This window comes from Silanimonas algicola (assembly GCF_054777375.1).
This window is the reverse complement of sequence record NZ_BAAHAS010000001.1, coordinates 574,760-595,732: the sequence shown is the minus strand read 5'-3', so window position 1 is coordinate 595,732 and position 20,973 is coordinate 574,760. Positions and strand designations below refer to the sequence as shown.

Genomic DNA, 20,973 nt, shown 5'->3' with positions numbered 1-20,973 from the left:
TCCCCCAAAGGTGTGGAGCGCGCCCCCCGGCGCGGTTGCTGCGCAGACTAGGCCTGTGCCCCGGGGGCAGCACCTGTACGTTCGTCCAATCACGTCCCGGCCGGGTGGCGATCATGCTGCCGCCGTCCCGTCCGGAGCCGTCCCGATGCTGAGCGCCCTCGGCCTCGCCCTCGCCCTCGCCCTGCTGGTCGTGCTGACCATGCGCGGCTGGAACCTGTTCGTCGCCACGCCGCTGTGCGCGCTGCTGGTCGCCCTCACGTCGGGCATCGCCCTGCTGCCGCCGCTGGCCGTCGAGGGCGCGCCGAACCTGGTCGGTGCCTACATGGGCGGGTTCACCAGCTTCGTCACCAACTGGTTCTTCATGTTCCTGCTCGGGTCCATCTTCGGGAAGCTGATGGAGGACAGCGGTGCCGCCGACGCGATTGCCGCAGCCGTGATGCGCCACCTGGGCCCGTCGCATGCCGCGCTCGCCGTCGTGCTGGCCTGCGCCATCCTGACCTACGGCGGCGTCAGCCTGTTCGTGGTCGCGTTCTCGGTGTACCCGGCCGCGCTGGCCCTGTTCCGTGCCGCCGACCTGCCGCGTCGCTTCATCCCCGCGGCACTGGCCTTCGGCTCCGTCACTTTCACGATGACCTCCGCCGGCTCACCCGAGATCCAGAACTGGATCCCGATCCCCTACCTCGACACGACGCCTTGGGCGGCCTGGGAAGCCAGCCTCGCCACGGCGCTGTTCATGGCGGTGCTCGGCCAGCTCTGGCTTGGCTGGATGCTGAGGCGCGCCAAGGCGCGCGGCGAGCGCTTCGAGGCGCGCGAGGGCGACCCCGGCGAGCTGCGTGCCGACCTGCCGCCGCTGTGGGCGGCGCTGCTGCCCACCCTCGTGGTGTTGGGTGTTTCGTTCGCGCTGCATGACGCTTTCGGCGTCTCCGCGTTGATCGTCGCCCTGCTGTCGGGTTGCGCCGCGGTCGCCCTGCTGTGCCTGCGCATGCTCCGGCAGCCGGGCAAGGCCATCGGCGAGGGCAGCACGGGCGCGCTGATCGCGATTGGCAATACCGCCGCCGTGGTGGGTTTCGGCGCGGTGGCGAAGCTGTCGCCCGCCTTCGACGTCGCCGTCGATGCGGTGACCCACATGCCCGGCTCCGGGGTCGCCACGGCCGCCATCGCCGTGAGCCTGATCGCGGCCATGACCGGTTCGGCTTCCGGCGGACAGGCCATCGCGTTGCCGATCCTCGCGCCGATCTTCCTCGCGCAAGGCGTCAATCCGGAACAGCTGCACCGCTCGGTCGCCATCAGCTCGGGCGTGCTCGATTCGCTGCCGCACAACGGCTACGTGGTGACGACCATCCGCGCGATCTGCGGCGAGACCCACAGGGACGCCTACCTGCCGGTCGGCGCCCTGACGGTCATCGTCCCCGGCCTCGGCCTGCTGCTCTGCCTCGGCCTGTTCGCGCTCGGGCTCTGAAGACGGGCCGTCCGGTCAGGCGGCGTCGCGCCGCAGCCAGAGGTAGCGGTCGCGCCACACGCTGATGTAAAGCAGGACGAGCAAGGGGTTCGCGTTCGGCCCGCACGCCATCGCCACGGTCCCGTCCGCGGGCACGGTGACCCGCACTTCGGGCGAGCGGCACCAGTCGATGGCGAGCTGCACGCGGTGCTCGCCGGCCGCGAGCGGCATCGCGAGGGCCGCGCCGTTCGCGATTCGGCCCGCTTCCTCGCCATCGACCAGCACCACGTAGTCGCGTACCCGGTCCTGCCAGAGGGCAGGAACGCGTCGCAAGTGCAGGGTGCCGTTCGCCGCTGCCACGCTCATCGCCCCGTCGGGTACAGCCGCGAGCGCTCGCCCTTCGGCGCAAGGTAGCGGTCGCGCAGCAGGGTCTGGCGCGACTGCATCGGCACGGCGCGCCCGCCCACGAACACCTGCGTTGCGGTCGTCGTCACTTCGAGCGGATCGCCGTTCCACAACACGAGGTCGGCGGTCTTTCCGACCTCGATGCTGCCGATCTTCGCGTCGATGCCGAACACCTTCGCCGGCGCGGAGGTGAGGCCCGCGAGCGCGATCTCCCAAGGCAGCCCGTTGGCCGCGGCCACGCCGGCCAGCTGGCGGATCTTGCGGGCGTTGTGCGTCGCGTCGCCGGCCTGCGAGAAAGCGACCGTGACGCCGGCGGCGTGCAGCTTGGCCGCGTTGTCGAGCCGCGCGCCGAGCTGGTCGAAGCTGTTCGGCAGGTTCACGAGCGCGTCGAGCAGCACCGGCACCTTCGCCGCCGCCAGTTCGTTGGCCACGACCCAAGCCTCGGCGCCGCCGTTGATCACCGGCTGGAAACCGTAGCGCTGGCCCAGCGCGATCACCTGCCGGATATCGGCGGCGCGATCGACGGTGAACACCACGCGGCCGCCGCGCAGGTAGCGGCTCATCGCGTCGCGGCCGGCGGGCGTCAGCAGGCCGTGGCCGGGCGACACCATCATCATCGGCGACGCCGGCGGCTTGGCCTCGCGGATCGCCTGGTCGAGCAGCATGTACTGGCCGGCGCGGCTGCCGCCTGACATCGCGACGGCGCCGCTGGAGAGGTCGACGAACAGTGAGCGGCTGCCGTCGACGAGCGCGTCGAAGCCGCCGTCGAAGCGCACGGCGCCGCCCTGGCCGGCGACGAAGCTGCCCTCCTCGAGGGCGCCGGGGGCGAGCACGGTGAAGGTGAGGCCCTCGATGCGGTTGACGCCGATCACCTGCGAGCGCGGGTTGTAGGCGGGCAGCACGTCGAACTCCGGGCGCCAGCGCGTCTCGCCCGGATGCACGTGCGGCGTGGCGGCGCCGAGGCTCTGGTGCACGGTGCTCGACTCGGCGCTGATCTCCTCGAGGCCGAGCGCGGTGAGGCCGGCGAACAGGCCCGGCGTCAGCGGCTGGCCCTGGGCATCGATGCGCGTGGCGCCGGCAGGGGCGGCCAGTTCGGCGCCGACCGCGCTGATGACGCCGTTGGTGATGATGACGTCGCCATTGGCCAGCGTGCCGGCGGCACCGGCGGTGTGCACCTTGGCGTTGTCGATGAAGACGACCGACTGCGCGGAGGCGAGGCCGGCGAGGGCCAGCGCGACGGCGCCGGCGAGGACGGAGAGGGCGCGCATCAGAGGGGCTCCTGGCCGAGCGTGAAGTCGGACACCGGCTGCAGCGCCGGGTCGTTGCGGTCGAACATCAGCGCGCCGTCGATCCAGACCTTCTCGGCCTTGGCGTAGACGCTGAAGGGGTTCTGGTTCCACAGCACCACGTCACCCATCTTGCCGCGCTCGAGCGTGCCGACCTGTTCCTCGATGCCGAGCGTGCGCGCGGCGTTCTGGGTGATCCAGCGCACCGCGTGCTCCGGGGCGATGTCGATGCCGGCCCGGCGGCCGACGCCGATCACCTTGCCGGCCTCCTGGTTGAGGCGTTGGATGCCTTCCGCCGAATCCGAGTGCACCACGGCGCATCCCCGGCCGCCGTTGGCGCGATCGACGATCAGGATGTTCTCCTGCACGGCGTCGTAGGCCTCGGCCTTGAAGCCCCACCAGTCGGCCCACAGCGCGCCGCAAGTGCCGGCCTCGGCGAGGCGGTCGGCGATCTTGTAGGCCTCGGTGCCGTGGTGGAAGGCCGCCACCTGGAAATCGAACTCCTCGGCGAGGTCGAGCATGATCGCCATCTCGTCGGCGCGGTAGCAGTGGACCTGCACCTGGATCTCGCCCGTCATGGCGCCGGCCAGCGTTTCCAGGCGCAGGTCCTGCGTCGGCGGCTCCTCGCCCTCGAGTTTTTCCAGGTACTCGCGCGCTTCGATGAAGGCGTTGCGATAGCCGGCCACGTTGCCCATGCGGGTCATCGGCGCCGAGCCGCGCCCGCCGTAGACCCGCTTCGGGTTCTCGCCACAGGCCATCTTCAGGCTCCACGGCGCGCCGGGGAACTTCATCTGCTGGTAGGTCTCGCCGGGCACGTTCTTCAGCACCACGCCGCGCCCGCCGATGAGGTTCGCGCTTCCGGGCAGGATCAGCATCGAGGTGACGCCGCCGGCGAGCGCGGTCCCGAACCCCGGATCCTGCGGCCACACGCCATGCTCGGCCCAGACCTGAGCGGTCACGGGGTTGGTCATCTCGTTGCCGTCGCTGTGGGCGTCGAGGCCCGGCGACGGGTACACGCCGAGATGCGAGTGCACGTCGATGAGCCCCGGCGTGATCCACTTGCCGGTGCCGTCCACCACCGTTGCATTCCTCGGGGCGTCGAGGCCGGAGCCCACGCGGGCCACCTTGCCGTCGCGCAGCAGCACATCGGCGTTCTCCAGTCGCGAACCGTCACCGACCAGCACGGTGGCATTGCGGATCAGGGTATCCGGCGCCGCCACGCGCTCGTAGGTGCTCGGGTACGGGTCGTCCTTCAGCACGGTGACGCGGGCGTCGGCGGCGTGGCCGAGGCCGAGCGCCAGGGCGGCGGCAAGGGCGGTGGTTCGGAGGTCAAGCGGTCGCATCGCGGGCTCCAGCGAGGGAAGCGGACACCCTAGCCCGCGGCCCCGGTGCAACCACTAGGCCGAAGGTCATGGTTCCCCCGCGAGGGCGGGGCCGCGCGCGTGGCAAAATCGCAGGGCAAACGAGAAAAGAAGGACACCCGATGAAAGACAAGAACGAGATCGTCTCCAACTGGCTGCCGCGCTACACGGGCGTGCCCCTGGAGGAGTTCGGCCCGCACGTGCTGCTGACCAACTTCGGCGGCTACCTCGACGTGTTCTCGCGCCTCACGGGCGCCGAGATCGTCGGCCGCGACCGGCCGATGCCGAGCGCGACCTTCGACGGCATCACCATGATCAATTTCGGCATGGGCAGCGCCAATGCCGCGACGGTGATGGACCTGCTCAGCGCCGTGTCGCCGAAGGCGGTGCTGTTCCTCGGCAAGTGTGGCGGCCTGAAGAAGAAGAACCAGCTCGGTGACCTCGTGCTGCCGATCGCGGCGATCCGCGGCGAGGGCACCAGCAACGACTACCTGCCGCCGGAAGTGCCGGCGCTACCGGCCTTCGCCCTGCAGCGCGCGGTGTCGACGATGATCCGCGACCTCGAGCACGACTACTGGACCGGTACGGTCTACACCACGAACCGCCGTGTCTGGGAGCACGACGAGGCGTTCAAGGAATACCTGCGCAAACTGCGCTGCATGGCCATCGACATGGAGACGGCCACGGTGTTCGCCGCCGGTTTCGCCAACAGCATCCCGTCAGGCGCCCTGCTGCTGGTGTCGGACCAGCCGATGATCCCGGAAGGGGTGAAGACCGAGGCGTCGGACAAGGTGGTCAGCGCGAACTTCGTCGAGCGCCATATCCAGATCGGCATCGAGGCGCTGAAGCTGGTGCGCCGCCACGGCAAGTCGGTCAAGCACCTGCGCTTCGACTGAAGCGCGGCGAGGGCGGGGCGGCGGGGCCGCCCCGTCGCTCACCAGATGAAGCGGACGTTGAGCACCTCGGCGCTGGCATTGTCCGCGGCCATGCGGACCGTGCATTCGAGCGTTTGCACCGACTGGTTGGCGAGGCCGGCCTCGACCGTCACCTGCGAGGCGAGCAGGAAGCCGCCCCGGCCGTCGTCACGCATCGTTTCGGCGAGCATCTTCAGGTCCAGCGTGTAGGGCTTGCCGTCCAGCTGGGTGCGCACCTGCGCGTCGCAGGCCTGGGCGGCCACGTCGCCCGGCGTGGCGGCGCCGCCGCAGCCGACCAGCAGGCCGAGGGCCAGGGTCGGGGCCATCCAATACATTCCACGGTTCATCGCCATCTCCGTGCCGCCGCGTCGGGGTTTTTTCCCGACTGTTCGGGGCATGCTCCCGTTGTTTAGCGCAAAAACTCTACACATGCCATGAATGGACGGGTCGACTGTCCGTGAAGCGCCGGCCGTTGACATGGATTGACGGTCGCCGGGCTTGCCCGGCCCGGCGCCTTTCCGCCCGTGCCTCAGTAGCGCGGCACCGAAGCGTCGACCTCGGTCGACCAGGCGTCGATGCCGCCTTCGACGTTGTAGACCTGCGTGAAGCCCAGTCCGCGGAAGTGCTCGGCGGCCTGGCGGCTGCTGTTGCCGTGGTGGCAGAGGAAGGCGAGCTTGGTGTCCTTGGGCAGTGCGGCGAGGTCGTCGTGGGTGGTCTCGTCCAGCACGGCATGGCCGTGCGGGAAGGTCGCGAGGCTACGGGCCTGCGGCGGGCGCACGTCGACGACGGTGAACTCGGCGAGGCGGGCCGCGAGGTCCGTCACCGACAGCGGGCGCACCTGCGCCGGGGCGTTCGGGTTGGTGATCGACAGGCCGGCGCCACGCACGCCGTTGTCGACCCAGTCGATCACGATGCCGTTGGCGCGCGGCGCGCTGGCGAGGTCGAAGTGCACCGTGATGCCGTTCGAGGTCGCGCTGATCTCCTGTCCGGTGGCCGGCTTCAGTTCGAAGCGGCTGTTGAACTTGGCGTCGACCGCCATGTGCAGCGCGAGGCCCTCGCCCTGGTCGGCCATGGCCTTGCGGATCTGCGTGGCGGCCTCGTCGGTAATCGTGATCGTCGGCGGCGTGCGGTCCGGCGCCGCGCCGCCCAGGAGCGCGTGGAGCTCCCCCGAGTTCAGCATCTGCTCGATGATGTCGGAGCCGCCGATGAGCTCGCCCCTGACGTAGAGCTGCGGGATGGTCGGCCACTGGCCAAACACCTTGATGCCCTCGCGGATCTCCGGGTCCTGCAGCACGTCGACGTGGGCGTACTCGGCGACGATGCCACCCACGATGCTCGAGGCCTTCATCGAGAACCCGCACTGCGGGCGCTGCGGGCTGCCCTTCATGAACAGCACGACCTCGTGGGAGGTGAGGATCGATTCGATGCGGGCGCGGGTGTCGGCGGACAGGCTCATGGCGGGCGGGCGGTCAAAACAGGAAGGGCCGCATTGTACGCCGCCCCGCGACCGCCCCCGGGTGAACGGGAGCGGGCCCGCGTGGGCGTCATGCCGCCGTGCGGATGGTGATGCCCTTGAACTGCCGCAGCATGGCCGTCGCGGCGTCGCGGCCGTCGCGAACCGCCGTGACGACGAGGTCGGCGCCGCGCAGGGCGTCGCCGCCGGCCCAGAGCTTGGGCACCGAGGTCTGGTACGGGGAGGCGCCGGCGCCGACGATCAGGCCGCTGTCGGCGAGGCGCACGCCGTGCTCGGCGAGCCAGGCCGGCGGGCTGGCGCGGTAGCCGAAGGCGAGGATCACCACGTCCGCGGCCAGCGTTTCGGCGTCGCCTTCGACGATCGAGAAGGCCCCGCGGCCCGCCGCTTCGGTACGGGCCACGCGCAAGGCCTGCACGCGGCCCTCGCCCTCGATGGCCAGGGGCGCGCGATGGAACAGGAACTCGACGCCCTCGTCGCGGGCGTTCTTCACCTCGCGACGCGAGCCGGGCATCGATTCGGCGTCGCGGCGGTACACGCAGCTGACTTCGGCGGCGCCCCGGCGACGCGCGGTGCGCACGCAGTCCATCGCGGTGTCGCCGCCGCCGAGCACGCGGACGCGCTTGCCCTTGAGGTCGAGCATGGCGGCATCGTCGGCGTCGAGCGTGCGGCCCAGCACGCGCCGCGCGTTGGCGATCAGGAAGGGCAGGGCCGGCAGCACGCCGGGCAGCGATTGGCCGGCCAAGCGGGCATCGACCGGCGTGGTCGCGCCGGTGCCGACGAACACCGCGTCGTGCTCAGCGAGGAGCTTGCCGAACTCGATGTCTCGGCCGACGTCGGTGGCGAGCTGGAAGCGCACGCCCATGCCCTCGAGCACCTGGCGACGCGTGGCGATCACCGACTTCTCGAGCTTGAACGGCGGAATGCCGAAGGTGAGCAGGCCGCCGATCTCGTCGTGGCGGTCGAACACGGTGACGCCCACGCCGGCGCGCACCAATCGATCGGCGCAGGCGAGGCCGGCCGGGCCGGCACCGACGACGGCGACGCGTTCCTTGCGCGGCTTCACCCGCGACAGGTCGGGGCGCCAGCCCTGCTTGAAGGCCTCGTCGACGAGGTACTTCTCGATGCTGCCGATGGTGACGGCGTCGAAGCCGGTCTCCAGCGTGCAGGCGCCCTCGCAGAGGCGGTCCTGCGGGCAGACGCGCCCGCAGATCTCGGGCAGCGGGTTGGTCTCGTGCGCCAGCGTGGCGGCCTCGAACAGCCGGCCTTGCCGCACCAGCTCCAGCCATTGCGGGATCGCGTTACCGACCGGGCAGCCGTTGCTGCAGTAGGGGTTGCCGCAGTCGAGGCAGCGCCCGGCCTGGGCCTTGGCTTCGGCGGGCTCGAACCTGCCGTAGATCTCGACGTCGAGGCCCAGGCGCGTGGCGACGGCCAGTTCCTTCGGCATCTGCCGGGGCAGGTCGAGGAAATCGAATTGCGCGCGTGGCATCAAGCGGCCCTCTTCAATGCGGCGACCAGCGAATCGAGGCTCGCGGCCTTCGGCTTCACCAGCCAGAACTTGCCGATCACTTCGCGGAAATCCTCGAGCAGCTCGCGCGCCTGCGCGCTGCCGGCCAGCTGCGCGTGCGTGCGCAGCAGGTTCCGCAGGTGCTGCAGGTGGTTTTCCATCGATTCGGCCTCGAGGCGATGGATGTCGACGAGTTCGTGGTTGTAGCGGTCGACGAAGCCGCGGTCGATGTCGAGCACATAGGCGAAGCCGCCGGTCATGCCGGCGCCGAAGTTCAGGCCGGTGCGGCCCAGCACCAGCACCTGGCCGCCCGTCATGTATTCGCAGCCGTGGTCGCCCACGCCCTCGATCACGGCCGTGGCCCCGGAGTTGCGCACGCCGAAACGTTCGCCACCCCGGCCCACGGCGTAGAGCTCGCCGCCGGTGGCGCCGTACAGCGCGGCGTTGCCGAGGATCGCGGCGTGCTGTGCCGTGTAGCGGTGCCCGGCGGGCGGCGCGATGACGATGCGGCCGCCGGCCATGCCCTTGCCGACGCCGTCATTCGCTTCGCCGTGCAGGTGCAGGTGCACGCCTTTGGCGTTGAAGGCGCCGAAGCTCTGGCCGGCGCTGCCGTGGCAGTGCAGTTCCAGCGTGCCGGGCGGCGCGGCGTCGCCGAAGGTCTTGGCGAGCGCCCCGGCCAAGCCGGCGCCGAGGCTGCGGTCCTGCGTGTCAATGCGCACGTCGCGGCGCACGCTGCGGCCCGCCTTCAACTCCGGGAAGGCCTCGTCGAGCAGCTGCTGGGCCAAGGGACTGGGGGCAGCAACGATCGGCGGTGCGGCACGGTGCGAGGCCGGCCCCGGCAGCAATGCACTCGCCTTCAGGCGCGAGAGGTCGAGCAACTGCTGGCGGTGCGGCACGTCCTCGCGCTCGACCAGCAGGTCGGCGCGGCCGATCAGTTCTTCCAGCGAGCGGGCGCCGAGCGCGGCGAGGTGCCGGCGCACGTCTTCGACCAGGTACGTGAAGTAGGCGATGACGCGCTCGGGCAGCCCCTTGAAGTGCTGCGCGCGCAGGCGCGGCTCCTGCGTGGCCACACCGGTGGCGCAGGTGTTGAGGTGGCAGATGCGCAGGTACTTGCAGCCCAGGGCCATCATCGGGACGGTGCCGAAGCCGAAGCTGTCGGCGCCGAGCAGCGTGGCCTTGATCACGTCGAGGCCGGTCTTCAGGCCACCGTCGGTCTGCAGGCGCACGCGCTCGCGCAGACCGTTGCGGCGCAGCGTCTCCTGCGCTTCCGCGAGGCCCAGCTCCCAGGGCGAGCCGGCGTAGCGGATCGAGCTGATGGGGCTCGCACCGGTGCCGCCATCGTGGCCGGAGATGGTGATGAAGTCGGCCTGCGCCTTGGCCACGCCGGCGGCGATCGTGCCCACGCCCGCATGCGCGACCAGCTTCACCGAGATCAGCGCCTCGGGATTGATCTGCTTCAGGTCGTAGATCAGCTGGGCGAGGTCTTCGATCGAATAGATGTCGTGGTGCGGCGGCGGCGAGATCAGGCCGATGCCGGGCTTGGCGTGGCGCAGCCGCGCGATCAGCGCGTCGACCTTGTGGCCGGGCAGCTGGCCGCCTTCACCGGGCTTCGCGCCCTGCGCCACCTTGATCTGCAGCACCTCGGCGTTGACGAGGTAATGCGGCGTCACGCCGAAGCGGCCGGAAGCCACCTGCTTGATCTTGCTGCGCCGCTCGGTGCCGTAGCGCGCGGCGTCCTCACCGCCCTCACCGGAATTGCTGCGGCAGCCGAGGCGGTTCATCGCCGTGGCCAGCGCCTCATGCGCTTCCGGCGACAAGGCGCCGAGGCTCATGCCCGCGGAGTCGAAGCGCGACAGGATCGCGCTGGCCGGCTCGACCTCGTCCAACGGCACGGCGGGGCCGAGGGGCTTCAAGGCGAACAGGTCGCGCAGCGCCGAGGGCGGGCGCTCGTCCACCGCGCGGCGGAAGGCGTCCCAATCCTCGGGCGCCTCGCTCATCACCGCGCGCTGCAGGGCGATGACCACGTCCGGGTTGGCCATGTGGTACTCGCCGCCGGGGCGGTACTGCATCAGGCCGCCGATCTCGAGCGGTGCCGCGTCGTCGGCGGCCAGTTCGGCGAACTCCGCGGCGTCGGCATCGAGTTCGGCGAAACCGGCGCCGCCGATGCGGCTCGGCGTGCCGGGGAAGCACAGGTCCACCACTTCCGGCGCCAGGCCGACGATCTCGAAGAGGCGCGCGCCGCGGTAGCTCGACAGGCAGCTCACGCCCATCTTCGAGAGGATCTTCAGCAGGCCCTTCTTCACGCCGCGGCGGAAGCGCCGCCCCGGCTCCTTCGCGTCGCCCGGCAGGGTGAGCTGGCCGTGGCGCTGCATGCCGTGCAGGGTCTGGTAGGCGAGGTAGGGGTAGACGAAGGTCGCGCCCACGCCGACGAGGCAGGCCACGTGGTGCGCGTCGCGCACCGTGCCGGTCTCGATGATCAGGTTGCAGGCGCAGCGCAGGCCGGCATCGACGAGGCCATGGTGCACGGCGCCGGTGGCCAGCAGGGCGTGGATGGCGCGGGCGCCGTCCGGCGGGTAGCGGTCGGAGAGCAGCAGCACCACGGCGCCGCCGCGCACGGCCGCGATGGCCTCCTCGCGCACGCGGCGGATCGCCGCTTCCATGCCCTCGCCGTCGCGGCAGTACAGGTGCAGCAGGGCGTGCTTCTCGGCGTAGTCGGGCAGGGCGAGCAGTTCGCGCAGCTTGCGCTGGCTCAGCAGCGGCGAGTTCAGCTGCACCTGGCGGGCGTGTTCGGGCTTGGCCTCGAAGACGTTCTTCTCGGCGCCGATCTGCGTCACCAGCGACATCACCACCGTCTCGCGCAGCGGGTCGATCGGCGGGTTGGTGACCTGCGCGAAGGCCTGGCGGAAGCTGTCGTACAGCGAACGCAGGCGCTGCGATAGCGCCGGCAGCGGCGTGTCGTCCCCCATCGAGCCGATGGCCTCGCCCTCGGTCTCGGCCAGCACTTTCAGGATGCCGTCGCGCTCCTCGCGGGTGAGGCCGAAACGGCGCTGGAAGCGCGCCAGCGTGAGGTCGTCGAAGGGCTCGGCGGCGAGCGCCGGGTCGATCAGGTCGGAAACGAGGTAGCTGACGCCGTCCTTCAGCCAGCGCTTGAACGGGTGGCGCCCGGCGTTGATGCGGTCGATGGCGCCGCTGTCGAGCACGCGGCCCGATTCCAGTTCCACCGCGATCATCTCGCCGGGCCCGAGGCGGCCCTTGGCGATGATCTGGTCCTCGGCGATGCGGAAGGCACCGGCCTCGGAGGCGATCACCAGCGCGTCGTCGGTGCGCGCCCAGCGCGCCGGGCGCAGGCCGTTGCGGTCGAGCAGGCAGCCGGCGTAACGGCCGTCGTTGAAGCTCACGGCGGCCGGTCCGTCCCACGGCTCGGTGTGCAGCGCATAGTACTCGTAGAAGGCGGCGAGGTCGGGGTCGAGCGTCGACAGCGTGTGCGCCGCCGGCGGGATCAGGATGCGCAGCGCGGCCAGCGCGTCGAAACCGCCGGCCAGCATCACCTCGAGCATGTCGTCGAGGCTCTGCGAATCCGAGCCGTGCTCGCCGACCAACGGGCCCAGCGTGGCGAAGTCGAGGCCTTCGGCCTTCCACAGCGCGCGGCGCGCGCGCGCCCAGCCGCGGTTGCCCGAGATGGTGTTGATCTCGCCGTTGTGCGCGAGGTGGCGGAAGGGCTGGGCCAGCGGCCAGCGCGGCGAGGTGTTGGTGGAGAAACGCTGGTGGACGATGACACAGGTGCTGGCCAAGGCCGGGTGCATCAGGTCCGGGAACAGCTGCGGCAGCCGCTCCGGGATGACCATGGCCTTGAAGCCGAAGCTGTCGGCGGACAGCGTGACGATGTAGCCGGCGTCGTCGTCGCCGAGCGCGAGCGCGGCGCGGCGACGGGCCACGAACAGCGCGCGACGGAACTCCGCGTCCGTGAGCGTGGCGGCGGGCGCGACGAACACCTGCTCGATGTGCGGGCGGCGGGCGTCGGCGATGGGGCCGCAGGCCTCGAGGTTCAGCGGCACGCGGCGCCAGCCGGCCACGATCAGGCCGCTTTCGCGCGCGGCATCGGCAATTTTCTGTCGCGAGGCCTGCGCCTGGGTGACGTCGCGCGGCAGGAACACGAGCCCGGACGCGAACTGCGGCGGCAGGGACACGCCGATGTCGGCAGCGCAGGCGGCCAGCCAGGCGGACGGGCGCTGCAGCAGCAGGCCGGCACCGTCGCCCGACGCGCCGTCGGCAGCGATCGCGCCGCGATGCGACATGCGCTTCAGGGCATCGAGGGCGAGGTCGACATGGCGGCGTTTCGGCACCCCGTCCAGCGACGCGATCAGGCCGAAGCCGCAGGCGTCATGTTCGAAGGACGGGTCGTGGAGCCCGCGAACCGGGTCGGTTCGCTGGTCCGGCTCCTGTGTCGAAGTCACGCACTCACGCATGCCGTCTGCTCCCCTCGCAGTAGTGGCGTCGATGGTTGGCCCCCGACTTCACCACGCGGGTTTAGAGCCGGGACTTCAATCGCTCGCCGTCACGCCGAACGCTAGCAATGGCGCGGCGCGGCGCGCTTCGCCTGCATTCGTATTCACGGCGGGAGTGCGCGGGATGGTTGCGATCGCAACCGTTCGGCGCGCTTGGCACGACGCGCGCCGGGCGGGGATCAAGGCGCGAGCGCGGCCTGCGCGGCAGGCACCGCCGCTTCGGCCCACAGCGCGTAGAGCGCCGCGGAGGGGTGCAGGCCGTCGTCGGCCAGCATGGCCACTTCGCCGCCGCGCTGGCGGCTCACCGGCGCGGTGTCGACGAAGCGCGCGCCACGGGCCTCCGTCATGCGCTGCGCCGCGAGATTGAACGCGTCGAGCTGGGTGGCGATCTGCCCGCGGTCGCGGCCGGACTGGATCGCGAAGGGCGTGACGCCCCAATCGGGGATGGCCAGCACGATCACCCGCGACGCCTCGCCGCCGGCGAAGTCGATGGCGCGCTCGAGCAGGGCGGCGAACTGCACCTGATACTCGGCCAGCGGGCGTCCGCGGTACTGGTTGTTCACCCCGATCAGCAGCGAGACCAGGGCGTGGTCGGTCGGGATCGGCATGGCCGCGTGGGCGGCGTCGATGCCGGCGTCCAGCTCGTCGGTGGTCCAGCCGGTGGTGGCGATGATGCGCGGCGCGTCCAGCGCGATGCCTCGCGCGCGCAGCACGGCGGTGAGCTGCACCGGCCAGCGGCCGGCCTCCGGCACGCCTTCGCCGATGGTGTAGCTGTCGCCCAGCGCCAGGAAGCCGCGCCGGGGCGCGGCACCGGCTTCCGCCGTGTCGAGGATCAGGCTCATGCGCGGCCTCAGGCGCTCTGGCGGGCCCCGCCGCGGTCGGCGTACTGCGACAGCGAGCGTTCGATGCGACGGAACACCTCGCTGATCTCCTCGGCCTGCGGCAGCAGGGTCACGCGGAAGTGGTCGCGGTAGGGCACGTTGAAGCTGCTGCCAGGCACGATCAGCACGTGCTCGGTTTCGAGGAGATCGAGCGCGAAGCGGTAGTCGTCGAACGCCGGCAGGCGCGCGGTGTCGATCTTCGGGAAGGCGTACAGCGCGCCCTGCGGCGCGACCACCGACAGGAACTGGCTCTTCGCGACCGCGTCGAGCACCGCCGCGCGCGACGCGTGCAGGCGGCCGCCGGGCGCGGTGAGCGCGGTGATGGTGTCGCCGCCGGTCAGCGCCGCTTCGATCGCGAACTGGCCCGGCACGTTGGCGCAAAGGCGCAGCGCGCCGAGCAGGTCGAGCGCGTGGTGGTAGTCGCCGGTACGCAGCGGGTCGCCGGACAGCACCGCCCAGCCCACGCGCCAGCCGCAGGCGCGGTGCACCTTGGACAGGCCGCTGAAGGTGAGGCAGGGCACGTCGCCGGCCAGCGGGGCCAGCGGTTGGAACGTGTTGTCGTCGTAGAGGATGCCGTCGTAGATCTCGTCGGCCATCAGCAGCAGGCGGTACTTCGCGGCGATCGCGACGAGTTTTTCCAGCAGCGGTTTCGGGTAGCTGGCGCCGGTCGGGTTGTTCGGGTTGATCAGCACCAGCGCGCGCGTCTTCGGGCCGATCATCCGCTCGATTTCTTCGGGATCGGGCAGGAAGCCGTTCTCGGCGCGGCAGCTGTAGTAGCGCGGGATGCCGTCGTTGAGGATGGTCGCGGCGCTCCACAGCGGGTAGTCCGGGCTGGGCAGCAGCACTTCGTCGCCGAGGTTCAGCAGGGCGCGCAGCGCGATGTCGATCAGCTCGGACACGCCGTTGCCGACGAAGATGCGCTCCGGCGTCACGTGCGGCGTACCACGGGCCTTGTAGTGCGCGGCCAGCGCCTCGCGGGCCTGGGGCAGGCCTTGCTGGTGCGTGTAGGGGTCGGTGTCGTGGATGTGGTCGGCGATGGCGCGCTGCAGGTGCTCCGGCGCGCGGAAGCCGAAGGCCCCGGGATTGCCGATGTTGAGCTTGATCAGCTTGTGGCCGTGGCCTTCGAGCTCGCGGGCGCGGCGGGCGAGGTCGCCGCGGATTTCGTAGCGGACTTCGCGGAGGCGTTCGCGGGTTTGCAGGGTGTTCGACAGCATGGGGCGGAAAGGCGGGGCGGAAAACCCCGAGAGTAGCGCAAGGGCGTCGAGGGCGGTCTCGTCAAGCCTTGTCCGCGCGTGCCGTCGCTGTCAGGCTGCGCGCCCTTTTTCGCCCCAGCCCCCCCGATGTCCCAGAACAGCAACACCCTGCACCTCCAGTTCTCCAGCCCGGTTGCCATGCGCCAGTTCCAGCTCTGGCTGGAGGCGCATGCCCGTGAGGACGCCGAAGGCGAGGCCCGTTGGGCCCAAGAACTCGGCCTGCCTTCTGACTTGCTACGGCAGGCGGACTGGCTCAACGTCGAGGGCGAGGTCGAGGGCGGATTGCTCGTCGCCAGCTTCGACACCAGCACCCACCAGATGCCGCCGTGGTCGGTGCTGAAGGTGTTGGCCGAGCGCGTCGGGCTGCTCGGTGCGGTGCTCGAGACCTTCCACTCGCAGGTGGGGGAGACCAGTGCCGAGCTGGTACGCGGTGCCCATCGCGTCGGGCCCGCGGAGCTGCGCGCGTCCGTGCCGACACTGGCACCGGTGGTCGAAAGGCTGGTGCGGGATGCCGACGAGGGCCTGCTCAACCTCGAGGCGCCGGGGGCCCCCGAGGCCCTTGCCGATCTGATCGCCGATACGGAACGCCGGCAGGCCGAGACGGCCGAGTTCGTGGAAGCGCTCCTGAAGCAGACCCCGGGCGAGATGGCGGCGGCGCTGAAGGCGACGCTAGCAGCCTCGAAGGAGGATGCGCAGGCGGACGAGGACGGCGGCGGCAACCTGCTGGTTCCCATCGTTCTGGCCGTCGCGGTGGGCGTCGCCCTGTTGGTGTTCACCGATCTCGCCTGGTGGGGCACGCTGTTGCTGGTCATCTGGGCGTGGTCGCTGCGCAACGTCCTGACCACGATGGGACTCGCGGCGTGGCATCCCCGCGAGTGGAGTTACCTCGTGCCGACGCTGCTCACCGCGCCTGTGCTGGTCGGAGCCTCGCTTCCCGGGTCCTTGGAGCAGGGCGACACGCTGCAATTGTCGTTCGCCGGCGCTGCCGTGCTCGTCCTGCTCGGCGCGCTATACCTGCTCGGGGACGCGCTGTTCGGCGCGCTGGATGAAGAGGACGGTGAGGAGCCGACGCCGCGCTGGGCGCATGTGATGGGCATGGTGCTGGCCAACGGCCCCATGCTCGTGGCGGCGGTTATCGGCCCGGTCATGGCGTGGGCATTGCCCGCGGTGCAGCGTCTCTTCGGCTGAGCCCGGCGCTCGGCCTCAGTCCTGCGCGGGTCCCGCCCCGCGCAAGGCCGCGGCCGCCAACACCGCGAAGCCCGCCTCCCACACCAGGGCGTAGCTGAAGAAGGGCACCCAGACCCCGTCGATGGCCACGCCGATCAGGCGCCCGGCGGCGATGCCGCCGTTGGTGGCGATCACCAGCCAGAGGCCCGCGGTGCGCCAGTCCGGCTTCGCCGCAGCGACCAGCATCAGCGCGCCGAGGCCCACCTCCAGCCCGCCGTAGAAGGCGCGGAATTCGGTCGGTGCCGGTGCGCCGGTGGCGGTGATGCCGATGGCGGCCAGCGGGCCGATGGGGTCGACAAGGAACCACAGGCCGAAGCCGAGGAAGCCGAGGCCGGCGAGGGCGAGCACAGCGATGCGGAAGGCGTTCATGCGCCTAGGCTCGCACGGCCCCCGCTGAAGGGCGTGGCAAAATCGGGTGCCCCCCGCACGGAAGCCCCCCGATGGCCAACAAAGCCCTGACCGCGTTTTCGCTGACGCTTGCTGCCGTCCTCGCTGCCGCCCTGGCGGTGCAGTGGCGCTCGCAGCGCGTTGTGCAGGAGGCCCACCGCGACCTCGTCGATGCCCGCTGCACCGCCGAGTTGAAGCGGCTGCCGGCGTTCCAAGGCATCGTCACGGTCGGCAGCGACACCGAGGGCGACCGAGAGCGCTCGACGATCACGATCACGCCGCCCGAAGGCGTGCCGCTGGTCTGGGGCGGCGTGCGGGCGCCGACCGACCCCTTCCGCTTCCGCGACCTGCCCGTCCCCGGCACAAGCCTCGATGGGCCGACGCGCTTCGAATCCGAGTGGGTGGAGGGGCCAGTCATGGAGCCGCGTGCGATCGTCCTTCAGCTGGGCCCGAAGCTGTGGTCTGGCGACGAGGCCGACGCCCTCGTCGCCCGCGGCATCGAGGCGCGCTTTCCGCTGGCCGACGCCGCGGAGATCGTGTCCGTGGCTTCCCCGACGCTCACGCTGCGCGCGGCCATGGGGGCCGAGGTGCGGAGCCCGCTGGCCGGTGTGGTTGTCGAGACGGAGGGCCGCTTCCGCGATCTCGGCTGCCCGCCGGGCCTGGCCAACGGGCTGGCGACGTCTCCGATCCGCAATCGCCTGGTCCTGCATGCCGATGAGGGCCTACGGGTCGAATTCCTGCACCTGCAGCAGGGCTCGCTGCAGGTGGCGCCGGGCGACCGCGTCGAACGAGGGCAGCTGCTGGCCCGCGTGGGACGCAGCGGCGACACGCCGGAGGAGCGCCTTGTCATCGAGGCCACGGCGATGACGCTCGGCCCCCTGCGCCACGTGCCGTTCCGCTTCACCACCGCCGAGGGCGAGACGTGGACGCCGCACGCCGGTGAGGTGCCCGAGGCCGTCCGCCAGCCGGACTGAGTCGAGGGCCGGGGCCGCGTACACTGCGCCCGATGACGTGGACCCCCGACGATTTCGCCGCCGTGCGGCCGATGGGCTGGCGCGACGACGCGCCCGCCGCCCTCGCCCTGGCCGGGCGGCCCCGCGCCGCGCTGGCCCGCGTGGTCGGCCAGCACCGCAATGCCTACGTGGTGGCCACCACCCTCGACGAAGCCCGCCGCGTGCAGCCGCCCGCCGCCTGGACGCGTCCGCGCTTCCGCGCCGAGGACCGCGCCGTGGTCGGCGACTGGGTGCTGCTCGACGCCAAGGGCGAGGCCATCACCAACCTGCTGCCGCGCCACGCCCTGCTGCGCCGCGCAGCGGCCGGCGAGCATTACCAGCAGCAGCCGATCGCCGCGAACATCGATTACGTCCTCGTGGTCACCGGGCTCGATGGCGACTTCAACCCACGGCGCATCGAGCGCTACCTGCTGCTGGTGCAGGCCAGCGGTGCCCAGCCGGTGCTGGTGCTGTCGAAGGCCGACCTGGCCGGCGACCTCGCCGGTGACGCCGCCGAACTGCTGCAGCCGCTGGTCGAAGCCGGCTTCCCGCTGCACATCGTCAACGGCAAGGACGCGGCCAGCGCCGCCGTGCTGCAGCCCTACCTCGGGGCGGGCCGCAGCTGCGTGCTGGTGGGCAGCTCCGGCGCCGGCAAATCCACGCTGACGAACACGCTGCTCGGCCGCGAGAAGATGAAGACGGCGGAAGTGCGCGAGACCGATTCGCGCGGCCGCCACACGACGACCTCGCGCGTGCTGATCCCGCTGCCGCAGGGCGGCTGCCTGATCGACACGCCGGGGATGCGTGAGCTGAAGCTGGTGGGCGAGGAGGACCTCGCCGACAAGGTGTTCGAGGACATTGAAGCCTTGGCCACCCAATGCCGCTTCCGCGACTGCGCCCACCTCAACGAGCCCGGCTGCGCCGTGCAGGCGGCGCTCGAGGCCGGCGAGCTCGACGAGTCGCGCTGGGCGCACTACGTGAAGCTGCGCGACGAGCGCGACGCGGCGGCCACCACGCTGGCGGCGCGCCGCGCCGAGGCCAAGCAGGCCCCCAAAGGCGCGCGACCCAAGTCGGGCGGCAAGGACAAGTTCGGTCGACGCTGAGCCGATTTTGCGTCGACGCGAGGCGCCTGCACTCGGCTGGCCCGCCCCGTCACCTTCCGGGCGATCTGCCCGGCGGCCCGCTCGAAGGGGACGTCCCTGTCCCTCGAGCGGCGGTTCATCCATGAGCCGCCCTCCGGGCTGACGCCTGATGATCCGGCCGGGGCTCCTTGATTGCCTCGCGCACGTGCCTCGCCCCGACGCCCTCCGCCGCGCCGGGGCCGAACCGCGTGGCAGGCGCTTCCACGCGGGCCGCTGAGCCGCCGCTCAGGCGGGCTCCGGTAGACTCCGCGCCATGCTCGCCTTCAAAAACCTGGCCCTGCGTCGCGGGCCGCGCCTCCTTTTCTCCGATGTCGACCTGACCCTGCACGCCGGCTGGCGGGTGGGGGTGATCGGTCGCAACGGCTGCGGCAAGTCCAGCCTGTTTGCCGCGGTGCGGGGCGAGATCGAGCCCGACAAGGGCGACATCGACCGGCCGAACAAGCTGCGCATGGCCTCGGTGGCGCAGGAGACCCCGGCCCTCCCGGACCCGGCGTTGGACTTCGTGCTCTCCGGCGACGCCGCCGTGCACGCGGCGATCCGGATGGAGGCCGAGGCGATGGCCGCCGAGGACTACGAGAAGGTCGCCGAGGCGCACACCCTGCTGGCCGAGCTCAACGGCTACGACGCGCCCTCGCGCGCGGCCAAGCTGCTGCACGGCCTCGGTTTCCCGTCGCATACGCACGACACGCCGGTCGGCGAGTTCTCCGGCGGCTGGCGCGTGCGCCTGAACGTCGCGCGGGCGCTGATGACGCCCTCCGACCTGCTGCTGCTCGACGAACCCACCAACCACCTCGATCTCGACGCCGTGCTGTGGCTCGAGGAGTGGTTGCGTTCGTATCCGGGCACGCTGCTGGTGATCTCGCACGATCGCGAGTTCCTTGATGGCCTGTGCACCCACACGCTGCACCTGCACGAAGGCAAGGCCAAGACCTACGTCGGGGGCTACACCGCCTTCGAGCGCCAGCGCGCCGAGCACCTGCGCCTGCAACAGATCGCGCACGAGAAGGAGCAGGCCGAGCGTGCCCACCTGCAGGCCTTCATCGACCGCTTCAAGGCCAAGGCGAGCAAGGCCAAGCAGGCGCAGAGCCGCATGAAGCGCCTCGAGAAGCTGGCGGGCACCGAGGCGGTGCGCGCCGAGCGCGAGGTGCGCATCGATTTCCCGGTGCCGCTGAAGCAGCCCACCACGCTGATCCAGATCCGCGACGCCGATTGCGGCTACACCGCGAACGAGAAGGGCGAGGGCGGCATCACCAGGATCCTCGGCAACGTCGGCCTGTCGATCGAAGCCGGCGACCGCCTCGGCCTGCTCGGCCCGAACGGCGCCGGTAAATCCACGCTGGTGAAGACGCTGGTCGGCGAACTGCCGCTGCTGTCGGGCGAGCGCACCGGCCACCCGGACCTCGTGATCGGCTACTTCGCCCAGCACACGGTGGAGTCGCTGCACGAAGGCCAGACACCGATCGACCACCTACGGATGATCGCGCCGAACACCGCCACGCAGGATTTCCGCGATTTCCTCGGCCGCTGGAACTTCCCCGGCGACCGCGCCTTCGAAGTCATCGACGGTTTCTCCGGCGGCGAGCGCGCGCGCCTCGCGCTGGCGATGATCGCGTGGAAGAAGCCCAACGTGCTGCTGCTCGACGAGCCCACCAACCACCTCGACCTCGAGATGCGCGAGGCGCTGGCCGAGGCCCTGGCTGACTTCGACGGTGCCATCGTCATGGTGTCGCACGACCGGCATCTCATCGGCCTCGTCTGCGACCGCTACGTGCGCGTGGCCGACGGCATCGTCGAGCCCTTCGACGAAGACCTCGACGCCTACGCCACCTGGCTCAAGCAGCGCGGCAACAACGCCAACGCCAAGCCCAAGGGCGGCGAGGCGAAGCCGGCGGCCAAGGCCGAGCCGGTCGCCGCGCCGAAGCCCGCCGCGAAGCCGGCCAAGCCGGTCGACTCGGCCACCAAGAAGCGCCATGCCGCCGTCGAGGCCAAGCTGGCCTCGTTGGCCGCCGAGGCCGACGTGCTGGATGCCGAACTCGCCGCCGCCTCGTCGAAGGGCGGCGCGCAGGCGGCACAGGCGATGGCGGCGCTGGGCCAGCGGCGCAGCGCCCTGCAGGCCGAGCGCGAGTCGCTCGAACTGGAATGGCTGGAGCTCGCCGAGAAGATCGAGGCGGGCTGAACCCCGCCCCCGCCTTGAAAACCGGCCC

The 20,973-nt window shown here is 71.2% G+C and carries 15 protein-coding genes and 1 pseudogene; 6 read left to right on the top strand and 10 right to left on the bottom strand.

Annotated features, from left to right (window positions below):
* Nucleotides 1-145: 145 nt before the first annotated feature.
* Nucleotides 146-1,459, top strand: a complete 1,314-nt coding sequence (locus tag ACYVAK_RS02840; RefSeq protein WP_461057773.1) for a GntP family permease — start codon at nucleotides 146-148, stop codon at nucleotides 1,457-1,459.
* Between the two features lie 15 nt (nucleotides 1,460-1,474).
* Here ACYVAK_RS02840 and ACYVAK_RS02835 read toward each other — a convergent pair whose 3' ends face one another.
* The 3 genes and pseudogenes from ACYVAK_RS02835 to ACYVAK_RS02825 all read right to left on the bottom strand — a co-directional run.
* Nucleotides 1,475-1,804 carry a hypothetical protein gene (locus ACYVAK_RS02835; RefSeq protein ID WP_461057771.1) on the bottom strand — a complete coding sequence of 110 codons (330 nt, stop codon included), beginning with the start codon at nucleotides 1,802-1,804 and terminating at the stop codon, nucleotides 1,475-1,477.
* Nucleotides 1,801-3,111: an amidohydrolase family protein gene (locus ACYVAK_RS02830; RefSeq protein ID WP_461057769.1), complete on the bottom strand. Its 1,311-nt coding sequence runs from the start codon at nucleotides 3,109-3,111 to the stop codon at nucleotides 1,801-1,803. Before ACYVAK_RS02830 ends, ACYVAK_RS02835 begins: the two co-directional genes overlap by 4 nt.
* Nucleotides 3,111-4,376: pseudogene (locus tag ACYVAK_RS02825) on the bottom strand (amidohydrolase); the annotation flags it as partial. The gene ACYVAK_RS02830 and the pseudogene ACYVAK_RS02825, both read right to left, overlap by 1 nt.
* Nucleotides 4,377-4,612: 236 nt before the next feature.
* On the opposite strand from ACYVAK_RS02825, the gene ACYVAK_RS02820 reads away from it, so the two are divergent.
* Nucleotides 4,613-5,386, top strand: a complete 774-nt coding sequence (locus ACYVAK_RS02820; RefSeq protein WP_461057767.1) for an AMP nucleosidase — start codon at nucleotides 4,613-4,615, stop codon at nucleotides 5,384-5,386.
* 38 nt (nucleotides 5,387-5,424) lie between these two features.
* Here ACYVAK_RS02820 and ACYVAK_RS02815 read toward each other — a convergent pair whose 3' ends face one another.
* The 6 genes from ACYVAK_RS02815 to ACYVAK_RS02790 form a co-directional block, all read right to left on the bottom strand.
* Nucleotides 5,425-5,751 (bottom strand): hypothetical protein, encoded by a 327-nt coding sequence (locus ACYVAK_RS02815; RefSeq protein WP_461057765.1) that lies wholly within the window; start codon nucleotides 5,749-5,751, stop codon nucleotides 5,425-5,427.
* 182 nt (nucleotides 5,752-5,933) lie between these two features.
* The gene (gene grxD / locus ACYVAK_RS02810; RefSeq protein ID WP_461057763.1) at nucleotides 5,934-6,860 is read right to left on the bottom strand and encodes a Grx4 family monothiol glutaredoxin; all 927 of its coding nucleotides are present in this window, start codon (nucleotides 6,858-6,860) and stop codon (nucleotides 5,934-5,936) included.
* Nucleotides 6,861-6,948: 88 nt separating this feature from the next.
* Complete coding sequence (locus ACYVAK_RS02805; protein ID WP_461057761.1) at nucleotides 6,949-8,364, bottom strand: FAD-dependent oxidoreductase; 1,416 nt, start codon at nucleotides 8,362-8,364, stop codon at nucleotides 6,949-6,951.
* Nucleotides 8,364-12,836, bottom strand: coding sequence for a glutamate synthase large subunit (gltB, locus tag ACYVAK_RS02800; protein WP_461057759.1), 4,473 nt, complete (start codon nucleotides 12,834-12,836; stop codon nucleotides 8,364-8,366). The genes ACYVAK_RS02805 and gltB overlap by 1 nt, the downstream gene beginning before the upstream one ends.
* Before the next feature lie 230 nt (nucleotides 12,837-13,066).
* Nucleotides 13,067-13,729 (bottom strand): SGNH/GDSL hydrolase family protein, encoded by a 663-nt coding sequence (locus ACYVAK_RS02795; protein ID WP_461057757.1) that lies wholly within the window; start codon nucleotides 13,727-13,729, stop codon nucleotides 13,067-13,069.
* 8 nt (nucleotides 13,730-13,737) lie between these two features.
* Entirely contained in the window at nucleotides 13,738-14,982 is a 1,245-nt protein-coding gene (locus ACYVAK_RS02790) for an aminotransferase class I/II-fold pyridoxal phosphate-dependent enzyme (protein WP_461057755.1), read from the bottom strand.
* Between the two features lie 126 nt (nucleotides 14,983-15,108).
* Here ACYVAK_RS02790 and ACYVAK_RS02785 point away from each other — a divergent pair, with 126 nt between their 5' ends.
* Complete coding sequence (locus tag ACYVAK_RS02785) at nucleotides 15,109-16,209, top strand: hypothetical protein (RefSeq protein ID WP_461057753.1); 1,101 nt, start codon at nucleotides 15,109-15,111, stop codon at nucleotides 16,207-16,209.
* Nucleotides 16,210-16,224: 15 nt separating this feature from the next.
* Here the strand turns inward: ACYVAK_RS02785 and ACYVAK_RS02780 are convergent, their stop codons facing one another.
* Nucleotides 16,225-16,617, bottom strand: coding sequence for a DUF4345 family protein (locus ACYVAK_RS02780; RefSeq protein ID WP_461057751.1), 393 nt, complete (start codon nucleotides 16,615-16,617; stop codon nucleotides 16,225-16,227).
* 71 nt (nucleotides 16,618-16,688) lie between these two features.
* Here ACYVAK_RS02780 and ACYVAK_RS02775 point away from each other — a divergent pair, with 71 nt between their 5' ends.
* From ACYVAK_RS02775 to ACYVAK_RS02765, 3 genes are all read left to right on the top strand, one after another.
* Complete coding sequence (locus ACYVAK_RS02775; protein ID WP_461057749.1) at nucleotides 16,689-17,609, top strand: M23 family metallopeptidase; 921 nt, start codon at nucleotides 16,689-16,691, stop codon at nucleotides 17,607-17,609.
* Between the two features lie 32 nt (nucleotides 17,610-17,641).
* Nucleotides 17,642-18,730: a ribosome small subunit-dependent GTPase A gene (gene rsgA, locus ACYVAK_RS02770; protein WP_461057747.1), complete on the top strand. Its 1,089-nt coding sequence runs from the start codon at nucleotides 17,642-17,644 to the stop codon at nucleotides 18,728-18,730.
* A gap of 292 nt (nucleotides 18,731-19,022) precedes the next feature.
* A complete protein-coding gene (locus ACYVAK_RS02765; protein WP_461057745.1) occupies nucleotides 19,023-20,945 on the top strand; it encodes an ABC-F family ATP-binding cassette domain-containing protein in 1,923 nt (640 codons plus the stop codon).
* Nucleotides 20,946-20,973 lie beyond the last annotated feature (28 nt).